Below are 12,977 nucleotides of genomic sequence, written 5' to 3'. Positions count from 1 at the left end.
GACGGCGCGAGGGCGGGCGGTCGCCGTGCTTGAGCTCGCCGCCCAGCTGCTCGGACGTGCCCGGGGCCGCACCCCGTTCGTGACGGCCACCGTCACGAGTGTGGCCGGCAGCGCACCCCGCCAGCCCGGCTCGTCGCTGGTCGTCGACGCGGACGGGGCGGTGCTGGGCAACGTGTCCGGCGGGTGCGTCGACGCCGCCGTGCACGACGCCTGCCAGGACATGCTCGCCGGGAACCACGAGCCCCAGGCGCTGCGGTTCGGGTACTCCGACGCCGACGCACTCGGGGTCGGCCTGACCTGCGGCGGGATCATCGAGGTGCTGCTACGTCACCACGACCCGGGCGCCGAGCCGGAGCTGGAACCGGCCCTCGCCGATGCCGCGAGCGGCCAGGCGGTGGCCGTGGCCACGGTGGTACGCGGCCCGAGCACGCACCTCGGGCGGGCGCTCGTCGTGCGGACCGGCCGGCCCGCCGAGGGTTCCCTCGGCGACGCCCGGCTCGACCAGGTCGCCGAGACTCACGCGGCCGCGGCCCTGGATGCGGGTCGCACCGGCACCGTCGAGATCGGGGTGGCCGACAGCTACTGCCGCGAACCCATGACGCTGCTGGTGGAGTCCAGTACCCCGCCCCCACGGATGCTCGTGTTCGGCGCTATCGACCATGCCGCCGCGCTCACCCTGCTGGGCACATTCCTGGGCTACCGGGCGACCGTCTGTGACGCACGGGCAACATTCGCCACGCCGGAGCGGTTCCCGGACGCCGAGGTGGTCGTCGACTGGCCGCACCGCTACCTCCAGGCCCAGGCCGACGCCGGGCTGCTCGACGGCCGCACCGTCGTGTGCGTGCTCACCCACGACCCCAAGTTCGACCTCCCACTGCTGACGGCCGCCCTCCGGCTGCCCCTGGCGTACGTCGGGGCCATGGGCTCCCGCCGCACCCACGAGAACCGCCTGGCCCGGCTCCGCGACGCCGGCCTCACCGACCACGAGCTCGACCGCCTGCGCTCCCCCATCGGCCTCGACCTCGGAGCCCGCACCCCGCAGGAGACGGCCCTGTCGATCGCGGCGGAGATCGTCGCCCACCGGCACGGCGGCTCGGGGGCACCCCTGAGCACCGGGGTCCCCATCCACCACAGTGCGCCGTCGACCGGTGCGCTCGCACTCAGTAGCTGAAGGAGTCACGATGCCCAGTTCCCCCGTAGGCCGCGAGACCGACCGCGTCGACGGCAGACTGAAGGTCACCGGCGCAGCCGAGTACTCCGGTGACTACCGCGCCACCGACCTCGCCCACGCCCACCTCGTCACCAGCACCATCGCCCGGGGCACCATCACCAGGATCGAAACGACAGCCGCCCGTGCGGCGCCGGGTGTCCTGCGCGTCTACGCCGCTCCGGAGTCCCGGCTCAACCTGTATCCGATCACCGGCCCGCTCGCCGGCTTCGTGGAGAACTACGTCCCTCTGAAGGACACGGAGGTCCGATTCCATGGCCAGGCCATCGCGATGGTCGTAGCCGAGACCCCCGAACAGGCGCGTGACGCCGCCGCACTGGTCACAGTGGCCTACGCCGCACAACCACCGCGCACCTCCCTCGCGGACGAACCCCACGAGCCCGCAGGCCCCACCCTCAGCGGGACGCCGAGCAGCCTCGAGGTCCTGGCCCCTGGCGTCGAATCGATCGACGCCGCGCTCGACGCCAGCGACGTCGTCGTGAAGGCTGAGTTCCACCAGCACATCCAGCACCACGTAGCCATGGAGCCCCACGCGATCCTCGCCGTCTGGAACGGCGACCGGGTCACCATCCACGCCGGCGCGCAAGTCCCCGCAGCGTTCGCACTCGGGATGTCCCAGCGGCTTGGCGTCCTGCCGCAGAATGTCCAGCTGAACACCAAGTACGTGGGCGGCGCGTTCGGCGCCCGCGTCATCCTGTGGAGCGACACCCCGCTCCCCGCCGCCGCCGCCCGGGAGATCGGCCGCCCGGTCCGGCTGGTCCTCACCCGCGAGCAGATGTTCACCCTCACTGGACACCGGCCCCAGCTCACCCAGACCGTTCGGCTGGGCGCCTCCCGGGACGGCGTCCTCAACGCCGTCAGCCACCAGAGCGTCTCCGAGCGCCCGACCACGGTCACCTTCCCCATGACCCCGGCCCACAACACCACGGACGCCCTCTACCGCACGCCCAACCTGCGCGTCCATGCGGAGCTGGCCGTCCTCGACATCCCCGGGAGCCGGGCGATGCGCGGACCCAATGAAGCCCCCGGATCCTTCGCCCTGGAGACGGCCATGGACGAGTTGGCCGTAGCCACCGGTATCGATCCGGTCGAACTGCGGTTGCGAAACAACGCCACCGCCCACCCCGTCTCTGGGCTGCCTTGGTCGAGCAAGCACCTTGAGGAGTGCTACCGCGTCGGCGCGCGGCGATTCGGCTGGTCCGCCCGCAGCGCCACGCCCCGCGCACGCATCGACGGGCAGTGGCTGTACGGCACCGGCATGGCCACGGGCATCTACCCTGCGCACCGCCGTCCCGCGAGCGTACGCGTCCGGTTGCTCGACGACGACACGGCCGTGGTCTCGACGGGGATCTCGGACTTCGGCACCGGCGGGGCGACCATGGTCGCGATCTCCGGTGCTGATGCCCTGGGGATACCCCTGGACCGGGTGACGCCGGAGATCGGTGACTCACTGCTGCCTCAGGGAGCACCCGCCGTCGGCTCCAGCGCCACGCACGCCACCGTGCCCCAGGTCGTGAACGCTGCCCGCGATGCGATCGACGAACTCAAGCGGGTCGCCGTCACCGACGACGGGTCGCCGTGGCACGGCGCCAGCGCGGACGACCTGCGCTACGAGCGCGGGACCCTGCATGGGCTCGGCCGCTCGATGACCTTCGGCCGCCTGCTCAGAGCTGTCGGCTCACCGGGCATCACCGCGCTCGCCGAGTCACCCGGTGCCGCCGACCCGGAGTATGTGCACCACAGCTTCGGCGCCCACTTCTGCGAGGTACGCGTCAACCGATTCACCGGCGAGACCCGGGTTACCCGGTTCACCACCGTCGCCGACGTCGGCCGCGTCATCAACGCCAAGGCCGCCCGCAGCCAGCTCGTCGGCGGCGTCATCTTCGGCATCGGCCACGCCCTGCTGGAGGAGAACCACCTGGAGCTCGACACCGGACGCCTGGCCAACAGCACCCTCGCCGACTACCTGGTTCCCGTCAACGCGGACGTCCCCGATATCGACGTTGTCATGCTCGACCGGCCCGACCCCATCCTCACCGGACCGCTCGGCGACGGCGGCGAGGACGTCGGGACCCGGAGCCTGGGCGCCAGAGGCCTCGGCGAGATCGGCACCGTCGGCTCGGCGGCCGCGATCGGCAACGCCGTCTACAACGCCACCGGTATCCGGGTGCGCGACGTTCCCATCACCCTCGACAAGCTGATCGAGCACTTGTAGCCAGTGACCAGGCCATCTGCTGTGAATGGCCTGGTCACGAGGTCGGTACGTGGCGTCAGTGAGTGTCGGGCGCGCGCGGCCGACGGTGGCACATGGTGTGGGACCAATTGCACTGCATGCCCGATCGCCGAACCTCTGGGCGATCGGGTAGCTCCGGGTCGCCGATTCAGCGCAGAGCCTGTGCTCCGATCACTGACAGCATCTGCAGCTTCTCGTAGCTCTCGGAGCCGGGAACCGCGGTGTAGACCATCAGCGAGTGGGCCTGGTCCGGGTCGACCAGGCGCTGGCAGTTCAGCTCCAGCGCACCGACCTCGGGGTGCACGAAGTGCTTGACATCGTGGGGGCGGATCCCGATCTCGTGGTCCTCCCACACCCGCCGGAACTCCTCGCTGCAGTCCAGCAGCAGGTCCGCGAGGTAGGCCGCCCGGGAATCGGGACCCCGGAGCGTGACGAGCCCACGCAACCCAGCGGCGTACATCCGGGTCAGGAATGCGTGCTCCTCGGGCGCGAAAATGTCCCGGGCATACGGATCGGTGAACCACCGGTAGCCGTTGCTACGAGCCGGCCCGGTGTACTGGGTCGTATCACCCGTGAGCGCGACCCCCATCGGCGTCTGCCGCAGGGTCTCACCCAGCTCGGTGACGATCTCCGCAGGAGTGTCCTCGAGGCGGTCCAGGATCCGCAGCAGCCCAGGGCTGATGTGCTCGCTGGAACTGCCCCGGGGTGGCGGGTTGTGCCCGGCCAGCCGGAACAGGTGGTCACGCTCGTCGATCGACAGGTGCAGCCCCTGGGCGATCGAGGCAAGCATCTGCGGCGACGGCTGCGGGCCACGCTCCCGCTCCAGGCGGGAGTAGTAGTCCGCCGACATGTTGCACAGCGCCGCGACCTCCTCCCGTCGCAGCCCGCTGGTCCGGCGCCGCTGCCCGCGAGGCATGCCGACGTCCTCCGGCTGCATTGCCTCACGCCGATTGCGGAGAAACCCCGCCAGCCCGGTGCGATCGATCAAGACGCTCCCCCTTCTGAGAGTTCTGACTTGGTTCTATCCCAAGCGGGCGAACGTATCCATGCTCTGGCGATCCCCCCTTATGGCGGAGCCGTGACCTCCCTGGCACCTCGCCACCGCTGAACGGAGCGCAGGCCGTCAGCCCTGTCGTCCTCGGCCGCCTACGTCGTCATCGGGGTCGTAGGCGTCGAGGAGCTCGTCCCCGTGCTCGTCGGTCCAGGCGTAGACCGTGGTGAGCAGGTCGAGCAGGCCGCGCCCGAGGTCGGTGAGCTCGTAGGTCACGGTGCGGCCCGCCGAGGCGCGGCTCACGAAGCCGCCGCGCTGCAGGTTGCGCAGCGACCGAGTGAGTTCCTTCGCGCTGGTGCGGTGCAGCGGGACGCGCAGCTCGGAGAACCTGCGCGGCCCCTGCTCCAGACAACGCAGCACCATCGGCGCCCACTTGTCCTTCATCCGCAACGGCTGCATCGGCGAGGGGCAGATCTCGTCGAACATGTCGACGGCAAGCTCGGACATAGCACGATTCTAGGTTCCCGATCGGTAACCCGGTCGCTTCCTAGGGTCACGGCTCATGAGCTACGACAACTTGCCCGGCCTCCGGGTCACATCGTCCGACGGCGTCGCGACCGTGACCCTCGACAACCCGCCCCTCAACCTGATCGACGGCGTCCTGCTGCCCTCGCTGCGCGGGTTCGTCCACCGCGTCAGGAAGGACACGAGCGTCCGCGTCGTCGTGTTCGACAGCGCCGACCCGGAGTTCTTCAGCGCCCACGGCGACATGGGCTACCTCACCGACCCGGACGCCCTGTCGGCCGCGACCCGCGCCGCGATCGCCGCCGCAGAGGACGCGCCGGTCCCCGACGGCATGAACATCCTGCAGGTCATGAGCGAGGAGGTACGCACCCTGCCGCAGGTCACCATCGGCAAGCTGGCCGGCTTCGCACGCGGCGCCGGCAACGAGTTCCTCATGTACCTCGACATGCGGTTCGCGGCGATCGGCCGGTCCGGTCAGTCGCAGACCGAGGCCCTGTTGGGCATCCTCCCCGGCGGCGGCGGGACAGTGAACCTGACCCGCCTGGCCGGCCGGGCCCGTGCCCTCGAGCTCCTCCTGGGCGGCGAGCTCGTGGACGCGGAGCTCGCCGAAAGGTACGGCCTGGTCAACCGCGCGCTCCCGGCCGACGAGCTGGACGGCTTCGTGGACGAGCTCGGCGGGCGGATCGCGCGCCTGAGGCCGGAGGTCATCGCCGCGATCAAGGCGGCGGTGAACACCGTGGCGCCCGCCGTCCCGCGAGCGGCGTACGCGGTCGAGAACGACGGACTGATGACGACGATGGGCCCCGAGGTCACGCAGCGGGCGCACGACCTGGTGGCCGCGGGGATCCAGACTCGCGAGGGGGAACTGGACCACGAACGGATCGTCAGGTCCATCTGACCAGTCCCGCTCGAACGTTGAACGATGACGCGAGACATCTATCGCCTACGACGTCCTGGACTGGATCAGCTGACGCTGACCCAATCCCAAACAGGCCCTAGTCGTCCTGCAGCAGCTTGTCGAGGGTGATGGGGAGGTCGCGCACCCGCCGGCCGGTGGCGTTGAAGACGGCGTTGCCGACCGCGGCGGCCGATGCGACGGTCCCGATCTCGCCGAGCCCCTTGACACCGAGCTCGCTGAGCACGGGGTCGGGACGGTCGAGCCAGTGCACGTCGATGCCGGGGATGTCGGCGTTGACGGGGACCATGTAGTCGGCGAGGTTGCTGGCGGCCAGTCGCCCGGTGCCGGGCTCGACCGGGTTGTGCTCCAGCAGGGCGTGCCCGATGCCCATGATGACGCCACCGACGAGCTGGCTCCTGGCGGCCTTGGCATTCACGACGCGGCCGGCGTCGACGACGGTGGTGAACCGGGTGACGCGCGGCTCGCCCGTGAAGCGGTTGACCCGGACCTCGCAGAAGTGGGCGCCGAAGCTGTGGATCGCGTACCGGGTCGCCTCGTCGCCGGGCGCGTGTGCCCCCTCGCCCCCGGCGGCGGGCGCACCGACGGTGGTGAGGAGCTGACCGAAGGTCATCGCGCGGTCCGCCGAGCGCAGGCGACCGTTCTCGTAGGTCAGGTCGGCGGGATCGGCGCCGTGCCAGGGTGAGCGGGTGCTGGTCACGGCGAGCCGCCGCAGCTCATCGACGGCGGCCCGTGCGGCGGCCTGGATCGCCGGCACGGTGCTCGCGGTGGCGCCGGAGCCCACCGACGATCCACCTTGCGGCAGCGTCGAGTCACCGTAATCGAGCTCGATCCGGCGCAACGGGATGCCCAGGGCGTCGGCTCCGACCGTAGCGACCATGGTCGCCGCACCGGTACCCGGGTCGACCGTCGCGGTGGACACCACGGCGGTGTTGTCGGCACGCAGCCGGACCCGGACGGTGGCCGGCTGCCGGTCGGTCGGGTAGACGGCGGAGGCCATCCCCATGCCGACCAGCCAGTCGCCGTCGACGCGGGCGCGGGGCGTGGCCGACCGTTGCGACCAGCCGAAGCGCCGTGCACCCACGCGGTAGCACTCGTCGAGGTACTTGCTCGTCCAGGGCCGGTCGGTGCCAGGGACGACGGTGGTGTAGTTGCGCAGCCGCAGCTCGACCGGGTCGACGCCGGTGGCCACGGCGAGCTCGTCCATCGCGGTCTCGAGCGCGAACGACCCGGGGGCCTCGTCGGGCGCCCGCATCGCCCAGGTCGGTGACATGTCGAGGGTCACCTGCCGGTCCTCGACATGCAGGTTCGGTGTCCGGTACGCCAGCGCCGTGGAGGATCCCGCCGCGTCCATGTGCCACCCGCCGACGGCCGGCATCTCGGCCTCGGTCACGTGGCTGACCGCGCTCAGCACACCGTCTCGCGAGGCGCCCAGCCTGACCGTCTGGTTGATCCGGCCGCGGCGCCCGATGACCTGGAACACCTGCTCCCGGGTCAGGACGAGCCGGACCGGGCGGTTCAGGACGTCGGCCGCGGCCGCGGCGAGAGAGGTGTCGTACCAGGACAGGACCCTGCTGCCGAAACCGCCGCCCAGGTACTTGCTCATGACCTGCACGCGGTCGGTCGTGATACCGAGCCTGGCGGCGATCAGCATGGTGGCGAAGAGAGGCACCTGCGTGCCGCTGTGGACGGTGAGGATGCCGTCACGCCACTGGGCGAGGGTGGCGTGGGGCTCCATCGCGACGTGGTGCTGGGCGTCCTGGTGGAAGCGGGCCTGCACGACGACGTCGCTCGCGGTCAGTGCCGCCTCGATCGAGGCGACGCCGGTGGCCAGGACCGTGGAGCTGGCCGGGCGTCCACTGGGCGTGGTCTCGGGCAGCGTGCTCGGCTCGTCGTCGAGCGAGGTGCGTGGCGCCGAGGCGTCATAGGTCGTGGTGACCAGCGCCGCCGCGTCGCGCGCCTGCTCGAACGTCTCGGCGACGACCATGGCGATGATCTGCCCGTGGAAGCGCACCTCGGGGTCTTGGAGCGGCGCGTAGTTCTCGCCGAGGCCGGGCATCACGTACAGGCGCAAGGGGTTGAACGGGCTGTACACGGCGACGACGCCGGACGCGCCCAGCGCGGCCCTGGTGTCCATGGCTCGGATGCGGCCGCGCCCGACGGTGCTGGTGATCAGGTAGGCGTGCGCCATGCCGGCGGCTGGGTAGTCGCCGGAATACGCGGCGGCACCGGTGACCTTGAGCCTGCCGTCGATGCGGTCGGTCTCGCGTCCGACTGGTGTGTAGGCCATCGTTGCTCCTCGCTGGTCGCTGGTCACGTGCTCGGGTCCAGAATGACCACGTCGATGGACGGCAACCAGGGGGTTGGCGATCCCAGGCTGGGGTCGCCCGGCATCGCCGCTACGGGGGTATCGACGATCCGTGTTACGCCGTGTGCGCGACTGGTAGAAACGAAGGATGACAGTCGATCGGGTCGGCTTGGCCGGCTTCTTGCGCCGGCGGCGGGAGTCACTGCAGCCTGAGGATGTCGGACTGCCGCGTGGACGACGCCGACGGGCCAGAGGGCTCCGACGGGAGGAAGTCGCTGCGCTCTCGCACATGTCGACCGACTACTACACGCAGCTCGAACGGGACCACGGGACGCAGCCATCCGAGCAGATGCTGGCGTCGATCGCGCAAGGGCTCCACCTGTCCCTCGACGAGCGTGACCACCTGTTCCGCCTTGCCGGGCACAACACACCTCCACGAGGGCCGGCCGGCGAGCACATCAGCCCGGGCTTGCTGCGGGTCTTCGACCGTCTGAACGACAGCTTTGCCGAGATCGTCACGGAGCTGGGCGAGACGCTCCGGCAGACGTCGCTGGGCGTCGCCCTCATGGGAGACCTGACCTCCTACAGCGGCCCGGCCCGCAGCATCGGCTATCGCTGGTTCACCGACCCTGACACACGTCGGTTCTATGCGCCCGAGGACCATCCGATCCTCAGCCGCACGTTCGCCTCCAGCCTGCGCCAGCTGGCAACGCTCCGTGGCCCGGACTCCAGAGCGGCACAGCTATCTCGCCGGCTCCTCGAGCGGAGCGAGGAGTTCCGCACGGTGTGGAACGACCATGAGGTCGGTGTTCGCCCCCATGACGTCAAGCGTCTGGTGCATCCCGAGGTCGGTGCGCTGGAGCTGCACTGCCAGTCGCTGGTCGACCCCGATCAGTCGCACCACCTGTTCGTCTACACCGCGGTTCCGGACAGCGAGAGCTACAGGAAGCTGCAGCTGTTGTCCGCGGTCGGGCCGACGCGCCTCGCCGAAGCGTGAACGTCACGCTCACCGCCACCGTCACCGCGTAGCCCGGGTCGCGGGATCATCGACCTCCCAGCGTTGCACGTAGCCGGCGACGGAGTGGAGCGCATCGATCAGGTCCAGCCCCTGGGCTGTGAGCCGGTAGCGGACCGTGACCGGGGTGGTGGGGATCACGATGCGCTCGACCAGATGTGCGGTCTCCAACTGCTTGAGGCGCAAGGTGAGCATTCGCGCGGACAGGCCGGCCGTCATCGCGATGATCTCGCTGAATCGTTCGACGCCGCGCCCCAGCGCAAGCAGGATGCTCGGCGACCAGCGCTGTCCCACGACCTCGAGGACCTTGCTGGCGTGTTGGCACTCCGCTTCGTCGGCGCTGCGCCAGGAAGTGGAAGGCGGGGAGGGAGGAGGCGAAGTCACTTACCAATCATAACTCGGTTACTTCGCCTTTGCGGGCCGAGGGCGATCTGACGAGACTTGAGTCATGCCTGATTACGGACATCAACTGCGGTTCGGCAGCTTCATCTCCCCCGTCGCCGCGCCAGCGCAGCAAGCGGTCGACTTGGCAAAGCTCAGCGAGGACATCGGCCTGGATCTTGTGACGTTCCAGGATCATCCCTATCAGGCGGTGTTTCACGACACGTGGACTCTGTTGTCGTGGGTCGCGGCGCGCACCGAGCGCATCCATGTCGCCGGGAATGTGCTGAATCTCCCGCTGCGGCAGCCGGCGGTGCTCGCTCGTGCCGCGGCGAGCCTGGACCTGCTCAGCGGTGGCCGGTTCGAGCTAGGGATCGGGGCAGGGGGCTTCTTCGATGCGATCGCCGAGATGGGTGGCCCGCTGCTCACCCCGCCCGACGCCGTATCAGGCTTGGACGAGGCGTTGGACATCGTCACTGGCATCTGGGACGTCGATGACCCCTCACCGTTGCGAGTCGCTGGCCGCATCCACCATGTCGACAGCCCACGCCGCGGCCCCCGACCCGCTCACGACATCCCGATCTGGGTCGGTGCGGTCAAACCCCGCATGCTGCGGATCATCGGGCGGAAGGCCGACGGATGGCTGCCGAGCCTGCCGTGGCTGCAACCCGGCGACCTCGCCCGTGGCAATCAGATCATCGACGAGTCCGCCCGGAAGGTCGGACGCTCTCCCGAGCAGATCGTGCGGCTGCTGAACATCAGCGCGCGATACCGCGCCGACGAACTCGCCCGGCTCGCGATCGAGGACGGCGTCAGCGCGTTCATCCTCGCAAGCGACGACCCCGACGAACTGCGCCGCTTCGCCGAGGTCACCGCAAAGGAGATCCAGGAACGCGTCGCCGAAGCTCGCGACACCGCCGGTGCGGCCAGCACCTCGGCCGGTCCCCGAACCACCGATATCGGGATAGGCGGGGACCCCGTCCCCGCCTCGCTCGCCGATCGTGCGCTCACATCACAGGAGCACGGGTATGCCCGCTACACGCACAGCTACTTCCGGGGCGCGCGCCCCGCGCTCGTGCTGCGGCCACAATCAGCCACCGAGGTGCAGGACGCCGTCCGCTACGCCGCGAAGCACCAGGACCTGCCTCTGGGCATCTTCAGCGGCGGCCACGGCCTGTCGGGCAGATCCCTGAACAACGGCGGCATCGTCATCGCCGTTGACGCGCTCGACGCGATCGAGTTGCTCGACGGCAACCGCATTCGACTCGGCCCCGGAGCCGTCTGGGGCGACGTCGCGCGCGCCCTCGCTCCGCGCGGCCGTGCACTGACCTCCGGGGATGCCGGCACCGTCGGCGTTGGCGGGCTCGCCACCGCGGGCGGTATCGGCTGGTTCGTGCGCGAGCACGGGCTGACCATCGACCATCTCCGCTCGGTCGACGTCGTTACCGCTGACGGGGAGCTCGTGCAGGCCAGCGCTGATGAGAACCCCGACCTGTTCTGGGGGATGCGCGGAGCCGGCGCGAACTTCGGCATCGCGGTGTCCTTCGAGTTCGACACCGACCCCATCGGCCCCCAGGTCGGCTTCGCGCTTCTGCTTTACGTCCCCGAGGACATCGCCGCATTCCTCCAGGACTGGGGCACCGCGATCGAACACGCACATCCCAGCGTCACCGGCACACTCATGATGAGCCCCGCCGGCCGCCAGACCGTGGTGCAGGCACTCATCGTCGTCGATTCCGACGACCCCGACACCATCGTCGAACGCCTCCGGCCCTTCGCCCGACTCGCTCCCCTTGCGAACCAGTCCGTCCAGCTCACCCCCTACAGCGCCCTGCTCGTCCCGCCACCCGGGACCGAGACCCAGCAGGGCCACGGCGAGCCCCACGGACACTCTGCCCTGGCACGCCACCTGGACACTGCTGTCGCGAAAGGCCTGGCCGAGCTGCTGGACTTGAATGCCAACTTCATCCTCTCCGTACGCTCGGCAGGCGGCGCCACCGCCAACGTCCCGCCGGATGCGACCGCGTACGCCTGGCGCGACGCAAACTTCCTCATCGTCACCCTCGGCGGCGGAACCGCGAACTTCGAGGAACGCTGGTCGCGGCTCCGGCAGCACATGGAGGGGACGTACCTCAGCTTCGAGACCGACACCGGCCCCGAAGCTGTCGCTCGTGCCTTTCCAACCGCTCATCTGGAACGACTACGTGACCTCAAGGCCCGCTGGGACCCCGCAGGACTGTTCCGCGACAACTTCTACATCGACCCAGCTTGAACCCATCTGACGAGCGACACATCCGGATGTGTCCTACGAGCGGCGGATCGGCCGAGCGGGTGCTAGCTGATTCGGTCCTCGAACGCGATGGCAGGAGCGTTCGCCGGGTTCCGGTCCAGGCTCGGGCCGGCAAGCCCTTCGAGGCTCGTGGATGCACACCTCACCACGGCAGGGGCGTTGCCTCCCAGGTGGTGAAGGTGCCGCCGGGGTCGCCCGGTCCGAGCCGGACACACCTCAAGATCTCCTGGGATGCATCCTCGATGGTCTCGGTGCCCATGAAACCGACGAGGGCCGTGCGGGCAAAGCCAGGAGACACGAGGTTGACTTTGACCTCGGACCCCGCCATCTCGTCCATCATCGTGATCGTGAGGGCATTCAGTGCTGCCTTGGATGACGCGTACACCGGGTCGAACATGCGACGTACGTCCGACGCCGGGTCGGAGGCCAGGGCCAGCGAGCCGAGCGCGCTGGTCACGTTGACGACGCGCGCATCCGAGGACTCCCTGAGGAGCGGCATGGCAGCCTGGAACATCGCGAGCGGCCCGAACACGTTGACATCCCACACAGCGCGCATCTCCGCAAGATCCACGATGCTCGGCCTCGCGCGCTCTCGCGCGTCGTCGAGGTCCCGCGGAGGGCTGCCGACCCAGGCCGCACCTGCGTTGTTGACCAGGATGTCGAGCCGTCCGGAGATGTCACGGATGCTGCCGACTGCGGACGTGATGGACGCTGCATCCGTCACGTCGAGCTCCAGCGCGTGTGCGTTCGGTCCCGCCCCGGCGGCGGCCTCCTCGCCGCGGGCGAGGTCTCGCGACCCGAAGAAGACCGTATGGCCGTCCCGGGCGAGCGACGTTGCGACGTACCTCCCCATGCCCTGGTTCGCTCCAGTGACAAGTGCGACACGTGTGGTCGTCATGCTCTTTTTACCCTCCAGTTGGTGTTCCGAGCGCCTTCTGGTGCCTCCGTCATCTTCGCTCGACCCCAGCGCCGCAAGGAGGGCCTTGCGATCCCAGGACCGGTTCGCTCCTCTCATCCGGATCGACCCGAAGGTGTAGATGACATCACCGACCGTGGGGGCGCCGAGCCTCTGCCGCGGCGTAGGCAGGTT

At 69.7% G+C, this 12,977-nt stretch carries 10 protein-coding genes; 5 read left to right on the top strand and 5 right to left on the bottom strand.

What is annotated here, in order from left to right; translation table 11 throughout:
• Nucleotides 1-25: 25 nt before the first annotated feature.
• Entirely contained in the window at nt 26-1,171 is a 1,146-nt protein-coding gene (locus tag ACIO3S_RS07920; RefSeq protein WP_400461369.1) for an XdhC family protein, read from the top strand.
• Between the two features lie 10 nt (nt 1,172-1,181).
• Nucleotides 1,182-3,443, top strand: coding sequence for a xanthine dehydrogenase family protein molybdopterin-binding subunit (locus ACIO3S_RS07915; RefSeq protein ID WP_400461366.1), 2,262 nt, complete (start codon nt 1,182-1,184; stop codon nt 3,441-3,443).
• Nucleotides 3,444-3,609: 166 nt separating this feature from the next.
• Here ACIO3S_RS07915 and ACIO3S_RS07910 read toward each other — a convergent pair whose 3' ends face one another.
• A complete protein-coding gene (locus tag ACIO3S_RS07910) occupies nt 3,610-4,449 on the bottom strand; it encodes a helix-turn-helix transcriptional regulator (RefSeq protein WP_400461363.1) in 840 nt (279 codons plus the stop codon).
• A 135-nt stretch (nt 4,450-4,584) separates the two neighbouring features.
• The gene (locus tag ACIO3S_RS07905; RefSeq protein ID WP_400461361.1) at nt 4,585-4,959 is read right to left on the bottom strand and encodes a winged helix-turn-helix transcriptional regulator; all 375 of its coding nucleotides are present in this window, start codon (nt 4,957-4,959) and stop codon (nt 4,585-4,587) included.
• A gap of 55 nt (nt 4,960-5,014) precedes the next feature.
• On the opposite strand from ACIO3S_RS07905, the gene ACIO3S_RS07900 reads away from it, so the two are divergent.
• Nucleotides 5,015-5,875, top strand: coding sequence for an enoyl-CoA hydratase/isomerase family protein (locus ACIO3S_RS07900; protein WP_400461358.1), 861 nt, complete (start codon nt 5,015-5,017; stop codon nt 5,873-5,875).
• Between the two features lie 97 nt (nt 5,876-5,972).
• Here the strand turns inward: ACIO3S_RS07900 and ACIO3S_RS07895 are convergent, their stop codons facing one another.
• A complete protein-coding gene (locus ACIO3S_RS07895) occupies nt 5,973-8,183 on the bottom strand; it encodes a xanthine dehydrogenase family protein molybdopterin-binding subunit (RefSeq protein WP_400461355.1) in 2,211 nt (736 codons plus the stop codon).
• A gap of 166 nt (nt 8,184-8,349) precedes the next feature.
• Between ACIO3S_RS07895 and ACIO3S_RS07890 the strand changes: the two genes are divergently transcribed.
• The gene (locus ACIO3S_RS07890) at nt 8,350-9,198 is read left to right on the top strand and encodes a helix-turn-helix domain-containing protein (protein ID WP_400461352.1); all 849 of its coding nucleotides are present in this window, start codon (nt 8,350-8,352) and stop codon (nt 9,196-9,198) included.
• A 21-nt stretch (nt 9,199-9,219) separates the two neighbouring features.
• Here the strand turns inward: ACIO3S_RS07890 and ACIO3S_RS07885 are convergent, their stop codons facing one another.
• Nucleotides 9,220-9,600, bottom strand: coding sequence for a winged helix-turn-helix transcriptional regulator (locus ACIO3S_RS07885; RefSeq protein WP_400461349.1), 381 nt, complete (start codon nt 9,598-9,600; stop codon nt 9,220-9,222).
• A 64-nt stretch (nt 9,601-9,664) separates the two neighbouring features.
• Between ACIO3S_RS07885 and ACIO3S_RS07880 the strand changes: the two genes are divergently transcribed.
• Nucleotides 9,665-11,869: an LLM class flavin-dependent oxidoreductase gene (locus ACIO3S_RS07880; RefSeq protein ID WP_400461346.1), complete on the top strand. Its 2,205-nt coding sequence runs from the start codon at nt 9,665-9,667 to the stop codon at nt 11,867-11,869.
• A 160-nt stretch (nt 11,870-12,029) separates the two neighbouring features.
• Here the strand turns inward: ACIO3S_RS07880 and ACIO3S_RS07875 are convergent, their stop codons facing one another.
• The gene (locus ACIO3S_RS07875) at nt 12,030-12,785 is read right to left on the bottom strand and encodes an SDR family NAD(P)-dependent oxidoreductase (RefSeq protein WP_400461343.1); all 756 of its coding nucleotides are present in this window, start codon (nt 12,783-12,785) and stop codon (nt 12,030-12,032) included.
• Between the last annotated feature and the right edge of the window lie 192 nt (nt 12,786-12,977).

Source organism: Nocardioides sp. NPDC087217 (genome assembly GCF_044744805.1).
Lineage (GTDB): Bacteria > Actinomycetota > Actinomycetes > Propionibacteriales > Nocardioidaceae > Nocardioides.
This window is presented reverse-complemented; position numbering and strand designations above follow the sequence as displayed.

Bases quoted from the DNA above. Each gene is read 5' to 3' on its own strand.
- ACIO3S_RS07915 (WP_400461366.1), top strand. From the start codon at position 1,182: ATGCCCAGTTCCCCCGTAGGCCGCGAGACCGACCGCGTCGACGGCAGA.
- ACIO3S_RS07905 (WP_400461361.1), bottom strand. From the start codon at position 4,959: ATGTCCGAGCTTGCCGTCGACATGTTCGACGAGATCTGCCCCTCGCCG.
- ACIO3S_RS07900 (WP_400461358.1), top strand. From the start codon at position 5,015: ATGAGCTACGACAACTTGCCCGGCCTCCGGGTCACATCGTCCGACGGC.
- ACIO3S_RS07895 (WP_400461355.1), bottom strand. From the start codon at position 8,183: ATGGCCTACACACCAGTCGGACGCGAGACCGACCGCATCGACGGCAGG.
- ACIO3S_RS07890 (WP_400461352.1), top strand. From the start codon at position 8,350: ATGACAGTCGATCGGGTCGGCTTGGCCGGCTTCTTGCGCCGGCGGCGG.
- ACIO3S_RS07880 (WP_400461346.1), top strand. From the start codon at position 9,665: ATGCCTGATTACGGACATCAACTGCGGTTCGGCAGCTTCATCTCCCCC.
- ACIO3S_RS07875 (WP_400461343.1), bottom strand. From the start codon at position 12,785: ATGACGACCACACGTGTCGCACTTGTCACTGGAGCGAACCAGGGCATG.